Origin of the sequence: Streptomyces sp. NPDC014861, assembly GCF_043081625.1 — a bacterium.
GTDB lineage: Bacteria > Actinomycetota > Actinomycetes > Streptomycetales > Streptomycetaceae > Streptomyces.
Map to the genome: position 1 here is coordinate 52,503 of NZ_JBIBWV010000004.1, position 22,200 is coordinate 74,702.

Below are 22,200 nucleotides of genomic sequence, written 5' to 3' on the forward strand. Positions count from 1 at the left end.
GAGACCTTCTCACTCAGATGACGGATCCGGCGATGAGCCGAATGATCCAGTCCGCTCTCAGGCCAGGGCGACGAGGTCCGCGTAGTCGGGGCCCCACAGGTCCTCGACGCCGTCCGGGAGCAGGATGATCCGCTCGGGATCCAGCGCCTCGACGGCGCCCTCGTCGTGGGTGACCAGGACGACCGCGCCCTTGTAGGTGCGCAGCGCGCCGAGGATCTCCTCGCGGCTGGCGGGGTCGAGGTTGTTGGTGGGCTCGTCGAGCAGGAGCACGTTGGCCGAGGAGACGACCAGGGTGGCGAGCGCCAGCCGGGTCTTCTCGCCGCCGGAGAGCACTCCGGCCGGCTTGTCGACGTCGTCGCCGGAGAAGAGGAAGGTGCCGAGCGTCTTGCGGACCTCGACGAGGTCGAGGTCGGGGGCGGCGGAGCGCATGTTCTCCAGGACCGTGCGCTCCGGGTCCAGGGTCTCGTGCTCCTGGGCGTAGTAGCCGAGCTTGAGGCCGTGGCCGGGGGTGACCTCGCCGGTGTCGGGCTGCTCGACCCCGCCGAGGAGGCGGAGCAGGGTCGTCTTGCCGGCGCCGTTGAGGCCGAGGATGACGACGCGGGAGCCCTTGTCGATGGCGAGGTCGACGTCGGTGAAGATCTCCAGGGAGCCGTACGACTTGGACAGGCCCTCCGCGGTGAGCGGGGTCTTGCCGCAGGGCGCGGGCTCCGGGAAGCGCAGCTTGGCGACCTTGTCCGAGACGCGGACCGCCTCCAGGCCGGAGAGCAGGCGCTCGGCGCGCTTGGCCATGTTCTGCGCGGCGACCGTCTTGGTGGCCTTGGCGCGCATCTTGTCGGCCTGCGAGTTGAGCGCGGCGGCCTTCTTCTCGGCGTTCTGGCGCTCGCGCTTGCGGCGCTTCTCGTCGGCCTCGCGCTGCTGCTGGTAGAGCTTCCAGCCCATGTTGTAGACGTCGATGGTGGAGCGGTTGGCGTCCAGGTAGAAGACCTTGTTGACGACGGTCTCGACCAGATCGACGTCGTGGGAGATCACGATGAAGCCGCCGCGGTAGCTCTTGAGGTAGTCGCGCAGCCAGACGATCGAGTCGGCGTCGAGGTGGTTCGTCGGCTCGTCGAGGAGCAGGGTGTCCGCGTCCGAGAAGAGGATCCGGGCCAGCTCGATCCGCCGGCGCTGACCGCCGGAGAGGGTGTGCAGCGGCTGGCCGAGGACCCGGTCGGGCAGGCCCAGGGCGGCGGCGATGGTGGCCGCCTCGGCCTCGGCGGCGTACCCGCCCTTGGTGAGGAACTCGGTCTCCTGGCGCTCGTACTGCTTGAGGGCCTTCTCGCGGGTGGCGCCGGCGCCGGTGGCGATCCGCTCCTCGTTCTGCCGCATCTTGCGCAGGAGAACGTCGAGACCGCGGGCGGAGAGGACCCGGTCGCGGGCGAGGATGTCGAGGTCGCCGGTGCGGGGGTCCTGCGGGAGGTAGCCGACCTCGCCGGAGCGGGCGATGGTGCCGCCGGCGGGCTGGCCCTCGCCGGCCAGGCACTTGGTGAGGGTGGTCTTGCCCGCGCCGTTGCGGCCGACGAGGCCGATGCGGTCACCCTTGGCGACGCGGAAGGAAGCGTTCTCGATGAGGATGCGGGCACCGGCGCGCAGCTCGATGCCGGAAGCGGTGATCACGGACAGACTCCAGGGCGGTGGGAAAACGGCGGATGACGGCTGGTGACGGGCTGCGGCGCCGCTAGTGCACCCAGGGGAGGATGTCCCAGGGGAGAATGTCCATACGGCCATTCTATCGGGCGCCTGCAACTGGTTTTCGGCCACGCGGGCGACGAGGGGCAGATCGGGACCTATCTCTCAGTCCGTACCAGAGGGAACAAAAGGGGCGGGGCGCGGAAGATCGGCTGATACTCGGCGGAGGGCGGCGGTCGGGCCGTCGCGGTGACGCGGAGGTGGACCGTGCAGTTCGACGACGACGCCCGTCTGGACACCTCCGAGGTGAAGGACGTCCGCGGCAGCCGCATCCCCGGCGGGAAGGCGACCGTCGGCGGCGGCATCATCGGCTTCATCGCCCTGATCCTCGGCGTCCTCTTCGGAGTCGGCCCCGACCAGCTGGGGCTCTCCTCCGGCGGCGAGGAGGAACCCGCCGTCGGCGCCTCCTCCGCGGCCGAGGTGAACCGGTCCTGCCGGACCGGGGCGGACGCCAACAGCCGGCCGGACTGCCGGACCGTGGCCGTCGTCAACAGCGTCCAGGACTTCTGGCGCGGCGAGTACCGGCGCCGGGGCGGCACCTACGGGGACGCCTCCACCGTGCTGTTCAGCCAGCGGGTGAACACCGCCTGCGGGGCGGCGAGCTCGGCGGTCGGCCCCTTCTACTGCCCGGGCGACCGGCGGGTCTACCTGGACCTCGGCTTCTTCGACGAGCTGCGGACCAAGTTCGGCTCCGGCGGCGGCCCCTTCGCCGAGGCGTACGTGGTGGCCCACGAGTACGGGCACCATGTGCAGAACCTGATGGGGACGCTCAGCCGGGCCCAGGACGGGCGGACCGGGGCCGACTCCAACGCCGTCCGGGTCGAGCTCCAGGCCGACTGCTACGCGGGCGTGTGGGCCCGGCACGCGACGAGCACCCCGGACGAGTCCACCGGCCGGCCGCTGATCGCCCGGCTCGACGACGCCGACATCCGGGACGGCCTGGACGCGGCGGCGGCGGTCGGCGACGACCGGATCCAGGAGCGCTTCCAGGGCCGGGTGACCCCGGAGAGCTGGACGCACGGCTCGGCCGAACAGCGGCAGCAGTGGTTCTACACGGGGTACCGGACCGGTGACATGGCCCGGTGCAACACCTTCCGCTGATCGCCCCGGCCGCCTGAGAGACTGTGTCCCAGGTCACATTCGGCCGAACCGAGAGGGAGTGACGGCATGTCCGAGGCACCCGACATCTGTCCGGCGCTGAAGTACCGCGACGCCAAGGCGGCGATCACGCTGCTCACGGAGGCGTTCGGCTTCACCGCCACGGCGGTGTACGAGGGCGAGGACGGCCTCGTCGCGCACGCCGAGCTGAGCTACGGCAACGGCACGGTGATGCTCGGCAGCACCGGCACCGACAGCGTCTTCGACAAGGCGATGGGCGCGGGCGGCCCGGTGGGGATCTACGTCCGCGTCCGGGACGTCGACGAGCACCACGCCCGGGCGGTCGCGCACGGCGTGGAGATCGTGATGCCCCCCACCGACCAGGACTACGGCTCCCGGGACTACATGGCGAAGGACGCCGAGGGCAACGTGTGGAGCTTCGGCACGTACGCCCCCGGCAGCGACTAGGCCGGTCGGCGGACCGGGCCGGGCCGGTCGGTTCCCGCGGTGCGGCGGGCCCGGTCCCGGCGTCCCGTCAGGCGCCCCCGGTGTGGACCTGGAAGGCGGCCCGGCGCACGGCCTTCGCCAGGGCCGGGTCCGGGTGGGCGGCGGCCAGCGCCACCAGCACCTGCACGGTACGCGGGTGGCCGACGGCCCTGACCTCGTCGAGCAGCGCGGGCACCGTGCCCTGGACGGCCGAGTCCAGGTGCCGTACCAGCAGCTCGCTCTCGCCGTGGTCGGCGACGGCGGCGGCCGTGTCCACCCAGAGCCAGGTCGCCTCCTCCCGGGTCAGGACCTCGGCGGCGTCGTCGGGGTCGGTGCCGTCGTACTCGGCGAGCCACAGCAGCGCGTACGGGCGCAGCGAGGGCTCGGCGACCGCGGCGCGGACCTCCGCCTCGGCGGGGGCGCCGACGACCCGCAGCGCCTCGAAGGCGAGCCCGCGCAGCAGGGCGTCCTCGCCGCGGGCGGCGGCGAGGAGTTCGGCGACCGCGCCGGCCAGCGGGCGGGCGGCGAGCCAGGCGCGGTACTCGTCGCGGGCCGGTCCGGGGGTGAGCCGGGCGCAGCCGCGGAGCATGTCGGCGGCGGACTGCTCGATGTTGCCCGCGGGGCTCTGGGCGGCCACGCAGATCTGCTCCAGCTTGACCCAGACCGCCCAGTTGCCGAGCGGGGTCAGGGTCGCGTGACGTCCCTCCGGCCCCGCCGGGTCGAGGGTGAGCGCGCCGACCTCGGCGAGGCCCTCCAGGGCCCAGTCGAGGAGCGCGGGCAGCCGCTCGGCCGGGGCCGGCGGAGCCACGGGGGCGGGGGCGCCGTCGTCCGGCACCTCGCAGCGCTCCTCGCGCAGTTCGTCCACGCGCTGGCCGAGGAGGTCCAGCAGGGCGGGGAGGAGGACGGGGCCCTGGGAGAGCTGGAGCAGCGAGAGGACCTGCGGCACCGCCTCCACGACCTCCGCGACCGCGCCCGGCGCGACGCCCTCCGGGGCGGGGTGGACCAGCGACCAGGCGTCGAGGAGCGCGACCCAGCCGCGGAGCACCGCGGAGTCGTCGCGGTCCCACGCCTGGAGCCGCCAGCCGGGGCGGACGGTGGCGCCGTGCAGCTCGACGAGGCCGGCCAGCCGGGCCCGGTCCCAGCCGGCCCGGACCCGAGCCGGTGTCAGGCCGAGGTCGGCGGCGGCCCGTTCGGCGGCCGCGGGGCCGTCGAGCGGGGCGGAAGCGGAGGCGTCGGCGGCGACCGCCCGGGGACCCGCCTGCGGGCCGCGCGGCGCGGCGGCCCAGCGGGCGATCCGTACGGCGTCGGCGAGGACGAGCCGGGCCTGGCGGGCCAGCTCCGCGCGGGGCGGGGTGCCCTCGGGCGGCCTCGGGGCAGGCCGGGTGCGCCGCGTCGTCGCGGCCCGTCGGGCGGTGGCCAGCGACCGCGGACGGACGAGTCGGAGTCTGGAGTTGCGCGCCAATGGTTCATCGGGCTTTCGAGACGTCACGGGGGCAGTCTTCCCGCTGACGGCCCGAAAGCCCAATCGGAATGCCGCGTGCCACGGCGGGACGCCGGGTGTCCGCCTCCCTGCGGGGGCGGGCGGGTCCGGGGGCGGGCGGCGCTCCGGCGGCCGCCCGCGGGGTCACATCAGGGGGGTGAGGAAGCGGCGGAGGGCTTCCTCGTAGCGGAGGGGGTCGGCGTTCCACATGGCCGTGTGGGGGGCCTGGCGGACCGGGAGGAGGGTCACCAGGTCCGGACGGCGGGCGGCCAGTTCGACGGACGGCTCCCAGGGGGCGATCGTGTCGTCGGGGCCGTGGGCCAGCAGGACCGGGACGCGGAGGCCCGCCGTGTGGCCGGGGTGCGGGCCGGTGCGGCCGAGCGCGGCGCGGACGGCGAGCGGGACCAGCGGGCCGGGGACGCCCCGCGCCGCCGCGAGGTTGCGGACGGTGGCCTCCCAGTCGAGGACCGGGGAGTCGAGGACGAGGCCGGCGATGCGGTCGCGTACGCCGGACTCGGCCGCCGCGCGCAGCGCCATCGTCGCGCCGGTGCCCCAGCCGTGCAGCACGATCTTGGTCGCGCCGCGCCGGACCGCGTACCGCAGGACCGCGTCGACGTCGCGCCACTCGGTGTCGCCGAGCTGGGAGAGGCCGTCGGCCGGCGAGGGGGCGCCCGCGTCGCCGCGGTAGGCGGGGACGAGGACCGGGACGCGGCGGCGCGCGTAGAAGGGGACGAGGTTCAGCGTGTGCTCGCGGCCGGCGGTCAGGCCGTGCAGGGCGACCACCCAGGTGGAGCGGGGGCCGGTGACCAGCCAGGCGGGCAGCGGGCCGAGCTCGCCGGGGATCTCGACGTCCTCGTGGAAGAGGCCGAGGGCGGTCTCCGGGGTGCCGGTGTGCAGCTGCGGCGTGAGCCGGACGCGGCTGCCGGGCCCGAGCGCGCCCCGCTCCACGCGTTCGAGGCGGCGCACGACGGTGTCCGCGGTGTGCGGGACGCGGTCGAGGACGGGTCCGGTGACCGCGTGCACTCCGGGTGCCGTCATCCCGTACGTACCGGGGCGGAGCGAGGCGAGGCTGCGGGTGAGGGTGACCCGCTCGGGTCCCGTGGCGTGCACGGTGAGCTTGGGGTCGCCGGGGAGGGGCCGTCCGGACGCCGGCCTGAGCGCGACGTCGCCGGCGTGGCGGGCGGCCGCCACCGCGGCCGCGCCGACACCGATCAGGGTGGTGACGGCCGCTGCCGTCGCTGTAGCCGGGCGCACGCTCCCAGTCTCGGCACGGGATCCGCGGGCTGCCACCGGACGGGGCCGCACGGGTGCCCGAGGGCCCGGGGAGCCCGGGCTCCCGGGGAAGCCCGGCGGGTTCGGGCCGGAAAGCCCGGGGGCGGCCCTCGGGGACGCCCCGGGAGGGTGACGAGCGTCTCCTCCGCGGGTGCCCCGTGCGGATGAACCCGTCCAGGGCGTGGAACGCGCCGATCGCGGTGAAGGCGGCTCGGGTCCGGTGCGTCCCGTTCAGGGCGGGATTACCCGGGGTTGCGGGGTGACCGGATGGTGGACACGGGGGCATCCTGGAGGCGAAGCGGAATCTCGCGACACCGGTTCGGGACACCGTGATGCCCCGCCCAGTTCACCTTCCGTTCACTCAGGTTGCCTACGTTCGTCCAGCCACTGACGTCAAACGATTGCCTGGGTAAATGGAACACATCACGCTGCTGCTCGCCATTGTGGTCGTGACAGCTCTCGTGTTCGATTTCACGAACGGTTTCCACGACACCGCCAACGCGATGGCCACGACCATCTCGACCGGTGCGCTCAAGCCGAAGACGGCGGTGGCCATGTCCGCCGTGCTGAACCTGGTCGGCGCCTTCCTGTCCGTCGAGGTCGCCAAGACGATCTCCGGCGGGATCATCAACGAAGAGGGCATCCGCACAGAAGTGATCTTCGCGGCCCTCGTCGGCGCCATCCTGTGGAATCTGCTGACCTGGCTCCTGGGCCTGCCGTCCAGCTCCTCCCACGCCCTCTTCGGCGGCCTCATCGGCGCCGCGGTGATGTCGGCCGGCTGGTCGGCCGTGAACGGCTCCACCATCGTCACCAAGGTCCTCATCCCGGCGATCGCGGCGCCCCTCGTCGCCGGTCTCGCCGCGATGGCCGCGACCAAGCTGACGTACAAGATCAAGGCCAACCCCGAGGCGAAGGCCACGGCCAAGGGCTACCGGGCCGGCCAGATCGCCTCCGCCGGTCTCGTCTCCCTCGCCCACGGCACCAACGACGCCCAGAAGACGATGGGCATCATCACCCTCGCCCTGGTCACGCAGGGCGTCGTCGCCCCCGGCTCGAACCCGCCCATGTGGGTCATCGTCTCCGCCGGTGTCGCCATCGCGCTCGGCACCTACCTCGGCGGCTGGCGCATCATCCGCACCATGGGCAAGGGCCTCACCGACCTCCAGCCGCAGCAGGGCTTCGCCGCCCAGACCAGCGCCGCCACGGTCATCCTGGCCTCCTCGCACCTCGGCTTCTCGCTCTCCACCACCCAGTCCTGCTCGGGTGCCGTGATGGGCGCCGGCCTCGGCCGCAAGGGCGGTGTCGTCCGCTGGTCGACCGCCACCCGGATGTTCGTCGCCTGGGGCCTGACCCTCCCGGCCGCCGGCCTCGTCGGCGCCGGCGCGGAGTTCCTCACCAAGCAGGGCCCCTGGGGCATCGCCGCCACGGCCTTCGTCCTGATCGGCGGCTCGGCCGTGATCTGGGCGCTCTCCCGCCGCGAGCCGGTCGACCACAACAACGTGAACGGCGACGACGTCGACGGCCCGGACTCCGGCACCCCCGGTGTCGTGACCACGGCCATCGCGGCCGTCTCCCCGCCGCCGGCCGGCACCGTCGCCGCCGTCGCGGACGACGGCCTGAAGACCACCATCCACGCGCCGGGGCCGAACGACCCCGCCGCTCCCCCGGCCCCCGCCGCCGCGGTCTGAGACCTCCAAGGAAACGGGAAACCAAGCCATGAAGATCGACTGGGCAGCTCTCGGCTCCGTCTTCGGAGTCAGCCTCGTGGCGACCGTCGCCCTCGTGGGCCTCTTCACCCTCGGCATCGTCGGCCTCACCAAGCAGGAGGAGGCCGCGGCCCGCGGAGGCTCCGCGGCCCTCGCCCGCACCGGCGCCTACGCCTGCTTCGCGCTCTGCGCCGCCGCCGTCGCGTACGGCATCTACCTCATCGTCGTCTGATCCACGACGCTCCGGGGCCGGGCCCGCACCTCTTCCGAGGGCGGGCCCGGCCCTCGTGTCTGTGGCGCTTCGCACAGTGATCCGTCGCAGGTCAAGGCTGGGTTGACGGCCCTTCGCGGGGCGTGGTGGACTGCCGGGGCCAATACGGCGGCAATGGAGAGGAAGCCCGGTGCGAATCCGGCGCGGTCCCGCCACTGTGACCGGCCCCGCGCACACCCGGGGCCGGGAGCCAGGAACTCTCGCCGCCGGTCACGTCGAGCCAGGGCGCGGACCCTGAGTGAGGACACGCCGCCATGCCCGGCCGCACCCCCAGGGCCTCCCGAGCCACCGCGGTCTTCGCGACCGGAGCCGCCGCCGGCCTCGCCGTCGACCTGATCGTCGGCGACCCGCGCCGCGGCCACCCCGTCGCCGCCTTCGGCCGGGCCGCCGCCGCCGTCGAGCAGCGCCTCTGGCGCGACCACCGCGGCCGGGGCGCCCTGCACACCGCCGTCTGCGCGGGCGGCGCCGCCGCCGCCGGGGCGCTCGCGGCCCGTACCGCCCGGGGCAGCCGGGCGGCCTCCGCCGCGCTGACCGCCGCCGCCGTGTGGGCCGTCGTCGGCGGGACCACCCTGGGCCGCGAGGCCCGCGCCATCGGCGGGGCGCTCGCCGTCGGCGACCTGGAGGTCGCCCGGGAGCGGATGCCGCACCTCGTCGGGCGCGACCCGCAGGCCCTGGACGGGCCCGCGATGGCCCGCGCGGTCGTCGAGTCCGTCGCCGAGAACACCTCCGACGCCGTCGTCGGCGCCCTCGTCTGGGGCGCGGTCGCGGGCGTGCCCGGTCTGCTCGGCTTCCGCGCCGTCAACACCCTGGACGCCATGGTCGGCCACAGATCGCCCCGGTACCGCCGCTACGGCTGGGCCTCCGCCCGCCTCGACGACCTGGCCGGCTGGCCCGGCGCCCGGCTCACCGCCGCCCTCGCGACCGTCGCCGGCGGCGACCCGCGCGGCGCCGCACGCGCCTGGCGGGCCGACGCCTCCCGGCACCCCAGCCCCAACGCCGGACCGGTCGAGGCGGCGTTCGCGGGCGCCCTCGGGGTACGGCTCGGGGGGACCCTCTCGTACGGCGGACGGGTCGAGCACCGGCCCGTCCTCAACGGCGGGGGGCGGCCCGTCGAGGTCGCCGACATCGACCGGGCCGTCCGGCTCTCCCGCCGGGTGACCTGGCTGACCCTGGCCGCCTGCGTCGGCGGCCGGATCTTGACCGACACGGTGAAGCGGAGGACGAAGTGAGGGGTGGGGGGCTGCTCGTCGCCGGGACGACCTCCGACGCGGGCAAGAGCGTCGTCACGGCGGGCATCTGCCGCTGGCTGGTCCGGCAGGGCGTCAAGGTGGCGCCGTTCAAGGGACAGAACATGTCCCTCAACTCCTTCGTGACGCGGGAGGGCGCCGAGATAGGCCGCGCCCAGGCCATGCAGGCCCAGGCCGCCCGCGTCGAGCCGACCGCCCTGATGAACCCGGTGCTGCTCAAGCCGGGCGGCGACCGGTCCAGCCAGGTCGTCCTCATGGGCAAGCCGGTCGGCGAGATGAGCGCCAAGGGCTACCACGGGGGCCGGCAGCAGACCCTCTTCGAGCCGGTCCTCGCCTGCCTGGAGGAGCTGCGGGCCACCCACGACGCGGTGATCTGCGAGGGCGCGGGAAGCCCGGCCGAGATCAACCTGCGCCGCACCGACATCGTCAACATGGGCATCGCGCGGGCCGCCCGGCTCCCCGTGGTCGTGGTCGGCGACATCGACCGGGGCGGGGTCTTCGCCCAGTTCTTCGGCACGACGGCGCTGCTCGCCCCCGAGGACCAGGAGCTGATCGCCGGATACCTGGTGAACAAGTTCCGGGGCGACGTGACGCTCCTCGAACCCGGGCTCGACATGCTGCACGGCCTCACCGGCCGCCGGACCCTCGGTGTCCTGCCGTACGCGCACGGGCTCGGCATCGACGAGGAGGACGGCCTGCGGGTCTCGCTGCGCGGGACCGTCCGCGAGTCCGTCGTCGCGCCGCCGCTCGGGGCGGACGTGCTGCGGGTCGCCGTCTGCGCCGTCCCCCTGATGTCGAACTTCACCGACGTCGACGCGCTGGCCGCCGAGCCGGGCGTGATCGTGCGGTTCGTCGACCGGCCGGAGGAGCTGGCCGACGCGGACCTCGTCGTCCTGCCGGGCACCCGCGGCACGGTCAGGGCACTGGCCTGGCTGCGCGAGCGGGGCCTCGCCGGCGCGATCGCCCGGCGGGCCGCCGAGGGGCGTCCGGTGCTGGGGATCTGCGGCGGCTTCCAGGCGCTCGGCGAGCACATCGAGGACGAGGTCGAATCGAGGGCGGGCGCCGTCGACGGACTCGGACTGCTGCCCGTACGGGTCCGGTTCGCGCGCGAGAAGACCCTCGCCCGGCCGGTCGGCGAGGCGCTCGGCGAACCGGTCGAGGGGTACGAGATCCACCACGGCGTCGCGGACGTGCGCGGCGGGGAGGCGTTCATCTCCGACGGCAGGGGCCGCGGCCTCGACGGCTGCCGCGTCGGCGCCGTCTGGGGCACCCACTGGCACGGCTCCCTGGAGAGCGACGCCTTCCGCCGCGCCTTCCTCCGGGAGGTGGCGGCGGCCGCCGGACGGTCCTTCGTCCCGGCCCCGGACACGTCCTTCCACACCCTGCGCGAGGAGCAGCTCGACCGCCTCGGCGACCTGATCGAGGAGCACGCCGACACGGACGCGCTGCTGCGGCTCATCGAGGAGGGCGCGCCCAAGGGGCTGCCGTTCGTCCCGCCGGGGGCGCCGTGAGCACCGTCCCGGTCCAGGCATCCGTACGTACCGAAGGAGCGACCGTCCGATGAGCAGCACCCGCTATCCCTTCACCGCCGTCGTCGGCATGGACGACCTGCGGCTCGCGCTGCTGCTGAACGCCGTCAGCCCGAGCGTGGGCGGCGTGCTCGTGCGGGGCGAGAAGGGCACCGCCAAGAGCACCGCCGTGCGCGCGCTCGCCGAGCTGCTGCCCGAGGTGGCCGTCGTCGCCGGGTGCCGGTTCAGCTGTGATCCCGCCTCCCCCGACCCCGGGTGCCCGGACGGGCCGCACGGGGACGACGGCTCCGACGCCCGGCCCGCGCGGATGGTCGAGCTGCCCGTGGGCGCCTCGGAGGACCGACTCGTCGGATCGCTCGACATCGAGAGGGCGCTCGCCGACGGGGTGAAGGCGTTCGAGCCGGGACTGCTGGCCGCCGCGCACCGGGGGATCCTCTACGTCGACGAGGTCAACCTCCTCTCGGACCACCTGATCGACCATCTCCTCGACGCCGCCGCCATGGGCGCCTCCCACGTCGAGCGCGAGGGCGTCTCCGTGCGGCACGCCGCCCGCTTCCTGCTCGTGGGGACGATGAACCCCGAGGAGGGTGAGCTGCGGCCGCAGCTGCTCGACCGGTTCGGGCTGACCGTGGAGGTCGCCGCCTCCCGGGTGCCCGAGGAGCGGGTCGAGGTGGTGCGGCGCAGGCTGGCGTTCGAGGACGACCCGGCCGGGTTCGCCGCCCGCTGGGCCGGCGAGGAGGCCGCGCTGCGGGAGCGGATCGTCGCCGCGCGGGAGCTGCTGCCGAAGGTGGCGCTCGGGGACGCCGTACTCCTGCAGATCGCCGCCACCTGCGCCGCGTTCGAGGTGGACGGCATGCGCGCCGACATCGTGATGGCCCGGACCGCGACCGCGCTCGCCGCGTGGGCCGGCCGGGAGGAGGTCACGAGCGAGGACGTGCGCCGGGCCGCGCTGCTGGCCCTGCCCCACCGGCGGCGGCGGAATCCCTTCGACGCGCCGGGGATGGACGAGGACAAGCTCGACGAGACCCTGGAGCGGTTCAAGGGGGACGAGCCCGAGGACGATCCCGATCCGGGGCCGGACGGGCCCGACGGCGGTCCCGGCGGGGGCGGCGGGGTGCCGCCGCAGGGCGGCGAGGGGCCCGCGCCCGAGACCGACGGCGTGCCGGAGGAAGCGCCGGCCCAGGCGCCCGAGCACGCGCCCGCGCCCCGGGGCGCGTCCGGTGAGCGGGCCGCGGTGAAGGCCGCCGAGCCCTTCCGTACGAAGATGCTCAGCGTGCCCGGACTGGGGGACGGGGCCGCCGGGCGGCGCTCCCGGGCCCGTACGGAGCACGGCAGGACCACCGGCGCGACCCGGCCCCGGGGCGCGCTGACCAAGCTGCACCTCTCCGCGACCGTACGGGCCGCCGCGCCGCACCAGCGGGCGCGCGGCCGGTCCGGGGCCGGGCTCGTGGTGCGGCGCGACGACCTGCGGCAGGCGGTCCGGGAGGGGCGCGAGGGGAACCTCGTGCTGTTCGTGGTCGACGCCTCCGGGTCGATGGCGGCCCGGAAGCGGATGGGCGCGGTGAAGGGCGCCGTGCTGTCGCTGCTGCTCGACGCTTACCAGCGGCGCGACAAGGTGGGCCTGGTGACCTTCCGGGGGCGCGGGGCCGAGCTGGCGCTGCCGCCGACGTCCTCCGTGGACGCGGCCGCCGCCCGGCTGGAGGAGCTGCCGACCGGGGGGCGTACGCCGCTCTCCGCCGGACTGCTGAAGGCGCACGACGTGCTGCGGGTGGAACGGCTGCGGGACCCCTCGCGCCGGGCGCTGCTCGTGGTCGTGACCGACGGGCGGGCGACGGCCGGCGGGCCGGATCCGGTGGGCCTGGCGGCGCGGGCCGCGCGGCTGCACGCCGCCGACGGCACCGCGAGCGTGGTCGTGGACTGCGAGGCGGGCCCGGTGCGGCTCGGTCTCGCCGGGAACCTCGCCCGTGATCTGGGCGGCACCGCCGTCACCCTGGACGAGCTGCGCGCCGACGCGATCGCCGGGCTCGTACGGGAAGCGCAAGTCAACCGCTCTGTCAGGAGGGCCGCTTAATGCCGCAGGGACAGCCGACCGTCGTGCCCGACGACGGTCTCACGACCCGTCAGCGCCGCAACCGGGCGCTGGTGATGGTGCACACGGGCGTCGGCAAGGGGAAGTCGACGGCCGCCTTCGGGATGGCCCTGCGCGCCTGGAACCAGGGGTGGCCGATCGGGGTGTTCCAGTTCGTGAAGTCGGCCAAGTGGAAGGTCGGCGAGGAGAACGCCCTGAAGGCGCTCGGCGAGACCGGCAAGGGCGGCACGGTCACCTGGAACAAGATGGGCGAGGGCTGGTCCTGGATCCAGCGCGAGGTCGCCGAGGGCGAGCAGTCGCACGAGGACAAGGCGCGCGAGGGCTGGGAGCAGGTCAAGCGGGACCTGGCCGAGGAGAGGTACAAGTTCTACGTCCTCGACGAGTTCGCGTACCTGCTGCACTGGGGCTGGATCGACGTGAAGGAGGTCGTCGAGGTGCTGCGGGACCGTCCGGGCCACCAGCACGTGGTGATCACCGGGCGCAACGCGCCGCAGGAGCTGGTGGACTTCGCCGACCTCGTCACCGACATGTCCAAGGTCAAGCACCCGATGGACGCCGGTCAGAAGGGCCAGCGGGGCATCGAGTGGTAGCACGTCTCGTCATCGCGGCCCCGTCTTCGGGGGCGGGCAAGACCACGGTGGCGACCGGCCTGATGGCCGCGTTCGCCTCCCGCGGCCTGGCCGTCTCCCCGCACAAGGTGGGGCCCGACTACATCGACCCGGGCTACCACGCGCTCGCGACCGGCCGCCCGGGCCGCAACCTCGACGCCTACATGTGCGGGACGGGGCTGGTCGCGCCGCTCTTCGCGCACGGGTCCCGCGGCTGCGACCTGGCCGTGGTCGAGGGGGTCATGGGGCTGTACGACGGGGCCGCCGACCAGGGGGAGCTGGCGTCCACGGCGCAGGTGGCGAAGCTGCTGAAGGCGCCGGTGGTGCTGGTGGTGGACGCGTCCTCGCAGTCGCGGTCGGTGGCGGCGCTGGTGCACGGCTTCGCGTCCTGGGACCCGGAGGTGCGGATCGGGGGCGTGATCCTCAACAAGGTCGCGACCGATCGGCACGAGCACCTGCTGCGGGAGGCCCTCGGGGAGTCGGGGGTGCCGGTCCTCGGGGCGCTGCGGCGGGCGCCCGCGGTGGCGACGCCGTCGCGGCACCTCGGGCTGATCCCGGTCGCCGAGCGGCAGGCGCAGGCCGTGGACGCCGTGGCGGCGCAGGCGGAGCAGGTGCGGGCCGGGTGCGACCTGGACGCGCTGCTGGCGCTGGCGCGGTCGGCGCCCGCCCTGGACACGGAGGCGTGGAGCCCGGCCGTCGGGGCGGCGGCCGCGGCGGGGCGGCGGCCGGTCGTGGCGGTGGCGGGCGGGGCGGCGTTCACGTTCTCGTACGCCGAGCACACCGAGCTGCTGCGGGCCGCGGGCGCCGAGGTCGTCACCTTCGACCCGCTGCGGGACGAGGCGCTTCCCGAGGGCACGCGCGGCCTGGTGATAGGCGGCGGGTTCCCGGAGATGTACGCGGCCGAGCTGGCGGCCAACGAACCGCTGCGGAAGGCCGTGGCGGAGCTGGCGGCGAGCGGGGCGCCGGTCGCGGCCGAGTGCGCCGGGCTGCTGTACCTGGCGCGGTCGCTGGACGGCACGCCGATGTGCGGGGTGCTGGAGGCGGACGCGCGGATGTCGGAGCGGCTGACGCTCGGCTACCGGGACGCCGTCGCCGTGAGCGACAGCGTGCTGGCGCCGACCGGCGCGCGGCTGCGCGGGCACGAGTTCCACCGGACGGTGATCGAGCCGGGTGCCGGGGAGGTCGCGGCCTGGGGGCTGCGGCAGCCCGAGCGGCGCGTGGAGGGCTTCGTGCGGGGCGGGGTGCACGCGAGTTACGTGCACACGCACTGGGCGGGGTCGCCGGAGGTCGCCGCGCGGTTCGTGGCGCACTGCGGGTGAGTTCAGTGGCCGGAGAGTCCCACCACGAGCCAGATGAAGCCGACGCCCGCGACCGTGCAGAGCAGGGTGGAGAGGGCGGGGTGTTCGTGGTGGGCCTCGGGCAGGATCTCGGCGGCGGCGAGGTAGAGCAGGGCGCCGCCGAAGAAGCCGAGATAGGCGCCGAGAAGTTCCTCCGGAAGAGTGAACAGGAGAGTCGAGGCGGCGCCCACGACGGGGGCGGCGGCGTCCGCGACGAGCATGGCGACCGCCTTGCGGCGGGCGTTCCCGTAGAGGCTCGCGATCGTGTACGTGTTGAAGCCGTCGGCGAAGTCGTGGGTGATCACGGCGAGGGCGACGGTGGCGCCCATGCCGCCGCCGACCTGGAAGGCGGCGCCGAGCGCGATGCCGTCCATGAGGCTGTGCAGGACCATGGCGGCGGCCGCGGTGAGCCCGACCTGGGGGACCCGCTCCCCCGCCGTGACGCCGTGGGCGGCGCTGCGGACGGCGAGCAGGCGCTCCACGACGTGGGCGAAGAGGAAGCCGCCGACGAAGAGCAGCAGGGCCTCGGGGACGCCGAAGACCTCGGTCCCGGCGGCCTCCAGGGCCTCGGGGAGCAGGTCGAGTCCGACGACGCCGAGCATGAGGCCGCCGGCGAGTCCGAGGACGAGGTGCCGGCGGTCGGTGACGCGCTGTGCGACCCAGCCGCCGAAGAGCGTCATCAGGAACGCGCCGAGCGCGACGACCACTGCCATGGGCCCTTGCTATCGGATGGGGGGCCGGATGTGCACATCGGCGTCGGGGCCCGTTCGGGCGCTTCGGAGGACGAGGTCCTGACCGTGGTGCGGGCGGCGCTCGCCGAGGTGGAGGGGCCGGGGCACGCGCGCGTACGGGTGCGGGGGCTCGCGACGCTGGACGCGCGGGTGGCGGAGCCGGGGATCGCGGCGGCGGCGGCGCGGCTCGGGGTGCCGGTGGCGGGGTTCCCCGCGGAGGAGCTGGCCGGGGTGGCCGTACCGCATCCGTCGGAGGTGCCGCTGGCGGCGACGGGGACGGCGTCGGTGGCGGAGGCGGCGGCGCTGCGGGCGGCGGGGCCGGGGGCGGTGCTGCTGGTGCCGAAGCGGAAGTCGCGGCGCGTGACGTGCGCGATAGCTGCTTCTGTCCCGTTTCGTCCGGACGAAGTGACGTCCGTCGCACGGTTGTTGCCCTTGACGTGCGGGTACATCGCTGGCAAGCCTGACTCACCCCACATCCCCACCCCCCACACGACGGCGGACATGGACACCCACACGGACAGCCCCCACATGGGCAGGCACATCCACGACCTGCGTCATCACGGTGACGCCGAGGTCCGGGACGAGAAACTCATCGACCTCGCGGTCAACGTCCGGACGGCGACCCCGCCGGACTGGCTGCGGGAACGGATCGCCCACTCCCTGACAAGTCTGGCGCAGTACCCGGACGGACGTTCGGCACGCGCGGCGGTCGCCGAGCGGCACGCGCTGCCCACCGGGCGGGTGCTGCTGACCTCGGGCGCCGCCGAGGCCTTCGTGCTGCTGGCGCGGGCGCTGGCGGTGAAGCGGCCGGTGGTGGTGCATCCGCAGTTCACCGAGCCGGAGGCGGCGCTGCGGGACGCCGGGCACGAGGTGGCCCGGGTGCTGCTGCGCGAGGAGGACGGCTTCCGGCTGGATCCGGCGGCGGTGCCGGAGGACGCGGACCTGGTGGTGATCGGCAATCCCACCAACCCGACCTCGGTGCTGCATCCGGCGGAGACGATCGCGTCGCTGGCTCGGCCGGGGCGGTACCTGGTCGTGGACGAGGCGTTCATGGACGCGGTGCCGGGCGAGCGGGAGGCGCTGGCCGGCCGGACGGACGTGCCGGGTCTGGTGGTGCTGCGGAGCCTGACGAAGACCTGGGGTCTGGCGGGGCTGCGGATCGGTTACGTGCTCGCGGAGCCGGAGACGGTCGCGCTCCTGGAGCGGGCGCAGCCGCTGTGGCCGGTGTCGACGCCGGCGCTGGTGGCGGCGGAGGCCTGCATGTCGCGGGCGGCGCTGGCGGAGGCGGAGCACGCGGCGCACCGGATCGGGACGGAGCGCGCGCATCTGCTGGCGGGGCTCGCGGAGTTCGACGAGGTGCGGACGGTGGCGGCGGCCGAGGGGCCGTTCGTGCTGATGCGGATCGAGGGCGCGGACGCGATACGGGAGCGGCTGCGGCTGCTGGGGTTCGCGGCGCGGCGCGGGGACACGTTCCCGGGGCTCGACCGGCACTGGCTGCGGCTCGCGGTCCGGGACCGGGCGACGACGAATCGTTTCCTCCAGGCACTGGACCAGGCGCTTCTGCTGGGCGGCTGAGGCCTTCACGCACGGCGGGACGCCGAGGCCTTCGCACACCACGGGAGGCTGAGGCCTTCACGCACCACGGGACGCCGAGGCCTTCGCGTACTCCCGGAAGCGGGCGGACACGGGCGGACGGACGGACGGACGGGCAGGGCGGGCGGTGTGTGGTCACACCGCCCGCCCTGCCGGGTTCCCCCTGTCTCCCCCTCGGGCCGTCAGCCGCGGGCGCGGGCGCGGGACCGGGTCAGGGCCACGGCGACACCGCCGGCGAGCAGCAGCGCGAGGGCGCCGCCCGCGATGTACGGGGTGGCGGAGCTGCCACCGGTCTCGGCGAGGTTCTGGGTCGGCGTCGAGCCGCCGTTGTTCGTGGTGATGCCGCCGTCGTCGGCGGGCTCGGTGGGCCGCGGCGAGGGCTTCTCGGTGGGCTGCTCGGTCGGCTCCTGGGTGGGCCGCTCGGTCGGCTGCTCGGTCGGCCGCTCCGTGGGCTTCTCGGTGGGCTTCTCGGTGGGCTTCTCGGTCGGGGCCGGACCGTCGGGCGTCTCGCAGGTGGCCTCGGCGAGGGTGACCGTGCCCTTGACCTTGGCGACGCCGAGGTTGAGCGGGTTGACCTCGACGTCGAGCTCCAGCGCGGTGGCGGCCGCGGTGCGGGTGGTGGTGCTGGTGCGGGAGAGGTCCAGGGTGATCCGGCCGACGGCGGGCACGTCGAGCTGGGTGCGGCCGCCCGCGGTGAGCGTGACCTTCTTGCCGAGGGCCTGGACGTGGCCGAGGACGTTGGACTCCGCGACCGGCTTCTTCCCGACCTCGCAGACCGCCTTGGAGGTGACCTTCTCGACCTCGACGAGGGCGAGCGCGGGGAGGCCGGGGACGTGGACACGCGCCTTGGCGAGGTTCACGTACCCCTCAGCCCGGCGCTCGTCGACGGTGGCGGTCGAGGTGGCGACGTCGGCGGTGAGGATGTCGATCGGCTCGCCCTCCTCCGCGCCCTGCACCTTCACGCTGAGCGCGGTCTTGTTCTCGCTCTCGGGCGCCTGGACCTCGTTGAGCGTGGCGCGGACCGGGACCTTCACGGTCTCGCCGAGGAGGGAGACGTCCAGTCCGGTGCGGAGCACGACGGCGCCCGCCTTGCCCTCGCGGCGCTCGCCGTCCGTCGCCTGGGCGGCCGGGGACGCCAGGAGGACGGGGCCGACGGCCAGGGCGACGACGGTCGCGGCGGCGGCGGTCCGGCGGACGGGCGTGCGGAAGGTGTTGCTGTTCAAGATGGTGGAACCCCCACAGAAGACATGGCGTCGCCGGCCGCTCACCACGGGGACGGTGGATCTGCGCGGCGGCGGCGACTTGAGACACCGGAATCTTTACGCACGGAGAGTGAACCGACAGTCGCCTGACGTGAGTTCACTCCAAAGGGGGGTTTCCGTGTTCTTTTTCGATTCTTTAGGACACAACCGTTCCCGCTCGTCCCGCGTGTTTCGTACGGGGAGGTGTGTCCGGAGCGCGGGAGGTCCTCGCGCGGGCAAAAGAAACGATCCGCGCCCCGATGAGGTCACGGATCGTCAACAGCCTGCCCGATGAGGACGCTTCAGCTCTCCCGCCAGTAGCCGAGCGCGTGCACCCGGTCCTTCGGCAGCGCGAGCTCCTTGCGGGCGTACGCGGCCAGCGCGCGGGTGGTCGCGGTGTCGCAGGCGATCCACACGTACGCCCCGGGACCGGCGAGCTCGGGCAGCTCGGCCCTGACCCGCTCGACGAGGGCGGCGCCGGACCGCTGACGGGGCACCCGGCGCAGCTCGTGGCGTGCCGGGTCGGTGCGGAAGGGCAGCTCCTCGTCGGAGGCGTGCTGGGTCTCGAACCAGATGGTGGCCGGGAGGTCCGGGTGTGCGTCGAGCAGCGAGTTGACGGCCGGCAGCGAGGCCGGGTCGCCGACGACCAGCAGCCGCTCGGGGCGGGGCTCGGGGGTCTCGAAGCCGGTGCCCTGGAGGGTGGCCTCGACGGTGTCGCCGGGGGCGCAGCCGCGGGCCCAGTGGCTGGCGGGGCCGTCGTGGAGGGCGAACTCCAGGCTGAAGGTGCCCGCCTCGGGGTCGGGGTCGACCAGGGTGTAGCCGCGCTGGTGCGGCTTGCCCGCGTTCTCGAACCAGATCCGGACCCACATCGTCGGGTGGACCCCGGCTGCGGCGAGCAGCCCGCCGTCCGTGAAGTGGACCCTCCGGTAGTCCTCGGTGACCTGCTCGGCCCCCGTGACGGTGAACGTGAAGTCCTTGGCGCCCATCAGCTTCAGGACGGCGCCCTGCCACCCGTGCCCCACCGCGTGCTCCTCCCCCGGACCCATGGGTTACTTTGGGTCGGCGATCAATTTAGGTCAGCCTAACCTAACGGCATCGGGAAGCACAGGACGGGATCGGATCGGGTGAGCATCGAGGTCTACCGGGACGCGTACGGCGTCCCCCATCTGCGCGCCGGGGACCCGGAGGAGCTGGCCTTCGCGCAGGGCCGGGTCACCGCGCGCGACCGCGCCTGGCAGCTGGAGGTCGAGCGCCACCGGGCCCGGGGCACCTCGGCCGCCCTCCTCGGCGCGGCCGAGCAGGGCTGGGACGTCTTCGTCCGGCGGGCCCGGCTCGCGGACACCGCGCGCCGCTGTCTGGCACGCCTGGAGGAGACCGACCCGCGGACCGCGGACTGGGTGCGGGCGTACACGGACGGGGTGAACGCCGGACTGGCCGAAGGGGCCCGCCGCGCCCCCGAGTTCGCCGCGACCGGGTCGGCCGCCGGCCGATGGGAGGCGTGGACGCCGCTGGCCGTCTGGCTCTCCACGCACATCCTCTTCGCGGGCTTCCCGACGAAGCTGTGGCGCGAGCAGGTGGCGACCGGCCTCGGCGAGGAGTGGACCGAGCTCTTCGCCGCCGACGGACCGGCCACGGCGGGGTCCAACGGCTGGCTGGTGGCCGGCGAGCGGACCGCGAGCGGGGCGGCCCTGGTGGCCGGCGACCCGCACCGGTTCATCGAGGCGCCGGGCGTCTACCAGCAGATCAGGCTCGCCTGCCCGGAGTACGACGTCGTCGGCCTCGCCGTGCCCGGCGTCCCCGGACTCGCCCACTTCGGCCACACCGGGCCGGTCGCCTGGGCGATCACCAACGCGATGGCCGACTACCAGGACCTCTACCGGGAGCGGCTGCGGCGCACCGCCGACGGCGGCGTGGAGGCGTACGGCCCCGACGGCTGGCGCCCGGCCGCCGCGCACACCGAGACGGTCGAGACGGCCGGCGGCGAGCCGGTCCTGATCGAGCTGGTCGAGACCGACCGCGGCCCGGTGATCACGGGCGAGGTGCCCGAGCGGCCCGGCGCCGAGGGCGAGGGGCTGAGCCTGCGGTACGTGCCCCGGGTCACCGGCCGGCTGGGCTTCGAGGTCCTGCCGCGCCTGCTCGCCGCCCGTACCGTCGCCGAGGTCGACACGGCCCTCGACGCCTGGGTGGAGCCGGTCAACGTGGTGCTCGCCGCCGACACCGGGGGCGGACTGCTGCACCGGGTCGCCGGTCACGTCCCGGTCCGCGACCGGGCCAACTCCCTGCGCCCCGTGCCGGCCTGGGAGCCGGGGCACGGCTGGGCCGCGGAGCCGGCGCCGCTGCCCCGCGCCGAGGTGACGGGCGGGTACGCGGTGATGGCCAACGCGCGCGGGCTCGCCGCCCCGCTCGGCGTCGAGTTCGCGCCGGCGCACCGGGCCGACCGGATCGCCGAGCTGCTGGGCGCCTCCGGCGCCTGGACCGCCGAGGCCACCCCCGCCGTCCACCGCGACACCGACAACCGCGCGGCGGCCCGGCTGCTCGCCGCCGTCGGGGCCGCGTCCGGCGACCTCTCGCCCGCCGCCCGCGAGGTGCGGGAGCGACTGCTCGGCTGGGACCGCCGGATGGACGCGGACAGCGCCGACGCCGGTCTGTACGCGGCCGTGCGGGGCGCGGTGGTGCGCCGGCTCGCGGCGCACGAGGTCTTCGCGGGGCTGCGGGAGCCGGCGCCGTACCCCGAGGTGTTCCGGCCCTGGCTGTACCTGGGGCCCCGGGTCGGACTCGCCCTGGAGACGCTGCTGGTGTCCGGGCCCGTGCCGGCCGGCGACGTGGCCGGGATCGTCCGCGAGGCGCTGGAGGAGACCGCCGCCGGCGAGCCGCCGGCCGTCTGGGGCGCCACCCACCGGCTCGCGCCGTGGCAGGCGCTGCCCGACCCCGACGACGACAGGCACCCCGGGCTCGGCGGCGACCACGACTGCGTGCTCTCCACCTCCAGCGCCCCCGGCTACACCGACCGCAGCGCCCGGGCCTCCGCCGCCCGGTACGTGTGGGACCTCGCCGACCGCGAGCGCAGCGGCTGGATCGTGCCGTTCGGCGCGTCCGGGGTGGCCGGGGACCCGCACCACGAAGACCAACTCCCCCTGTGGCTGCGGGGCGAGCTCGCCCCCGTCACCACCGACTGGAACCGCCTCACCAAGGAGCAGGAATGACCGCCCCCCTCCACGTCCAGGCCGTCGAGGGCCTCGGCACCGTCACCGTCAGACCCGTCGCCCCGGACGCGGACGCGCCGCTCCTGCACAGGTGGGTCAACGAGGAGCGGGCCCGCTTCTGGGGCATGAACGGCACCACCGTCGAGCAGGTCAGGGACGTCTACGCGCACCTGGACTCGCTCACCACCCACCACGGCTTCATGGTGGAGCTCGACGGGGAGCCGGTCGCGATCCTCCAGACGTACGAGCCCGAGGCGGACCGGGTGAGCGAGTGCTACGAGGTGGAGGAGGGCGACATCGGCTGCCACTTCTTCATCGCCCCGAGCGCCGCCCCCTCCCCCGGCTTCACGGCCGGACTGATCTCCGCGCTGCTCGGCTTCTGCCTCCGGGACCACCGGCGGATCGTGGTCGAGCCGGACGCGGACAACGAGAAGGCCGTACGCCGCATGGAGCGGGCCGGCTTCGAGCTCGGCCCGGTGGTCGTCCTCCCCGAGGTCGACCTGCCGGAGGTCTTCATCCCGGAGAAGAAGGCGCGACTGGCCTTCCTCCGCCGGCCCGCCTGACGGGCCACGGTCCGGGCC

General features: G+C 74.9%; 18 protein-coding genes and 1 riboswitch. Of the genes, 12 read left to right on the plus strand and 6 right to left on the minus strand.

From position 1 onward, the window contains the following. Positions 1-57: 57 nt before the first annotated feature. Positions 58-1,656, minus strand: a complete 1,599-nt coding sequence (locus ACF1BN_RS09790) for an ABC-F family ATP-binding cassette domain-containing protein (protein WP_392331073.1) — start codon at positions 1,654-1,656, stop codon at positions 58-60. A 279-nt stretch (positions 1,657-1,935) separates the two neighbouring features. Between ACF1BN_RS09790 and ACF1BN_RS09795 the strand changes: the two genes are divergently transcribed. Continuing rightward, positions 1,936-2,829, plus strand: coding sequence for a neutral zinc metallopeptidase (locus ACF1BN_RS09795; RefSeq protein WP_392331074.1), 894 nt, complete (start codon positions 1,936-1,938; stop codon positions 2,827-2,829). Between the two features lie 66 nt (positions 2,830-2,895). Beyond that, complete coding sequence (locus tag ACF1BN_RS09800) at positions 2,896-3,294, plus strand: VOC family protein (protein WP_392331075.1); 399 nt, start codon at positions 2,896-2,898, stop codon at positions 3,292-3,294. A 67-nt stretch (positions 3,295-3,361) separates the two neighbouring features. Here the strand turns inward: ACF1BN_RS09800 and ACF1BN_RS09805 are convergent, their stop codons facing one another. Continuing rightward, positions 3,362-4,801 (minus strand): hypothetical protein, encoded by a 1,440-nt coding sequence (locus ACF1BN_RS09805; RefSeq protein ID WP_392331076.1) that lies wholly within the window; start codon positions 4,799-4,801, stop codon positions 3,362-3,364. Positions 4,802-4,936: 135 nt separating this feature from the next. After that, on the minus strand, positions 4,937-6,046 hold the full coding sequence (locus tag ACF1BN_RS09810) for an alpha/beta hydrolase (protein WP_392331077.1): 1,110 nt from the start codon (positions 6,044-6,046) through the stop codon (positions 4,937-4,939). A 431-nt stretch (positions 6,047-6,477) separates the two neighbouring features. On the opposite strand from ACF1BN_RS09810, the gene ACF1BN_RS09815 reads away from it, so the two are divergent. The 7 genes from ACF1BN_RS09815 (at position 6,478) to ACF1BN_RS09845 (ending at position 14,833) form a co-directional block, all read left to right on the plus strand. After that, on the plus strand, positions 6,478-7,752 hold the full coding sequence (locus ACF1BN_RS09815) for an anion permease (protein WP_392331078.1): 1,275 nt from the start codon (positions 6,478-6,480) through the stop codon (positions 7,750-7,752). 28 nt (positions 7,753-7,780) lie between these two features. Further along, positions 7,781-8,002 carry a hypothetical protein gene (locus ACF1BN_RS09820; protein ID WP_376605914.1) on the plus strand — a complete coding sequence of 74 codons (222 nt, stop codon included), beginning with the start codon at positions 7,781-7,783 and terminating at the stop codon, positions 8,000-8,002. 157 nt (positions 8,003-8,159) lie between these two features. Beyond that, positions 8,160-8,241, plus strand: a riboswitch (cobalamin riboswitch). A 54-nt stretch (positions 8,242-8,295) separates the two neighbouring features. Next, complete coding sequence (locus tag ACF1BN_RS09825; RefSeq protein WP_392331079.1) at positions 8,296-9,270, plus strand: cobalamin biosynthesis protein; 975 nt, start codon at positions 8,296-8,298, stop codon at positions 9,268-9,270. Further along, the gene (locus tag ACF1BN_RS09830; RefSeq protein ID WP_392331080.1) at positions 9,267-10,799 is read left to right on the plus strand and encodes a cobyric acid synthase; all 1,533 of its coding nucleotides are present in this window, start codon (positions 9,267-9,269) and stop codon (positions 10,797-10,799) included. Before ACF1BN_RS09825 ends, ACF1BN_RS09830 begins: the two co-directional genes overlap by 4 nt. Positions 10,800-10,848: 49 nt before the next feature. After that, complete coding sequence (locus ACF1BN_RS09835) at positions 10,849-12,888, plus strand: putative cobaltochelatase (RefSeq protein WP_392331081.1); 2,040 nt, start codon at positions 10,849-10,851, stop codon at positions 12,886-12,888. After that, positions 12,888-13,496 carry a cob(I)yrinic acid a,c-diamide adenosyltransferase gene (cobO, locus tag ACF1BN_RS09840; protein ID WP_043219477.1) on the plus strand — a complete coding sequence of 203 codons (609 nt, stop codon included), beginning with the start codon at positions 12,888-12,890 and terminating at the stop codon, positions 13,494-13,496. Before ACF1BN_RS09835 ends, cobO begins: the two co-directional genes overlap by 1 nt. After that, positions 13,490-14,833 (plus strand): cobyrinate a,c-diamide synthase, encoded by a 1,344-nt coding sequence (locus ACF1BN_RS09845; protein WP_392331082.1) that lies wholly within the window; start codon positions 13,490-13,492, stop codon positions 14,831-14,833. The genes cobO and ACF1BN_RS09845 overlap by 7 nt, the downstream gene beginning before the upstream one ends. A gap of 2 nt (positions 14,834-14,835) precedes the next feature. Here the strand turns inward: ACF1BN_RS09845 and ACF1BN_RS09850 are convergent, their stop codons facing one another. Continuing rightward, positions 14,836-15,564 carry a ZIP family metal transporter gene (locus tag ACF1BN_RS09850; RefSeq protein WP_392331083.1) on the minus strand — a complete coding sequence of 243 codons (729 nt, stop codon included), beginning with the start codon at positions 15,562-15,564 and terminating at the stop codon, positions 14,836-14,838. Between the two features lie 36 nt (positions 15,565-15,600). Between ACF1BN_RS09850 and cobC the strand changes: the two genes are divergently transcribed. Further along, positions 15,601-17,157 (plus strand): Rv2231c family pyridoxal phosphate-dependent protein CobC, encoded by a 1,557-nt coding sequence (gene cobC / locus ACF1BN_RS09855; RefSeq protein WP_392331452.1) that lies wholly within the window; start codon positions 15,601-15,603, stop codon positions 17,155-17,157. Between the two features lie 200 nt (positions 17,158-17,357). Here the strand turns inward: cobC and ACF1BN_RS09860 are convergent, their stop codons facing one another. After that, a complete protein-coding gene (locus tag ACF1BN_RS09860; protein ID WP_392331084.1) occupies positions 17,358-18,398 on the minus strand; it encodes an SCO1860 family LAETG-anchored protein in 1,041 nt (346 codons plus the stop codon). Between the two features lie 320 nt (positions 18,399-18,718). Next, a complete protein-coding gene (locus ACF1BN_RS09865) occupies positions 18,719-19,438 on the minus strand; it encodes a siderophore-interacting protein (protein WP_392331085.1) in 720 nt (239 codons plus the stop codon). Positions 19,439-19,540: 102 nt separating this feature from the next. Here ACF1BN_RS09865 and ACF1BN_RS09870 point away from each other — a divergent pair, with 102 nt between their 5' ends. After that, on the plus strand, positions 19,541-21,619 hold the full coding sequence (locus ACF1BN_RS09870; protein WP_392331086.1) for a penicillin acylase family protein: 2,079 nt from the start codon (positions 19,541-19,543) through the stop codon (positions 21,617-21,619). Next, positions 21,616-22,182, plus strand: a complete 567-nt coding sequence (locus ACF1BN_RS09875; RefSeq protein WP_392331087.1) for a GNAT family N-acetyltransferase — start codon at positions 21,616-21,618, stop codon at positions 22,180-22,182. Before ACF1BN_RS09870 ends, ACF1BN_RS09875 begins: the two co-directional genes overlap by 4 nt. The last annotated feature ends 18 nt before the right edge of the window (positions 22,183-22,200 follow it).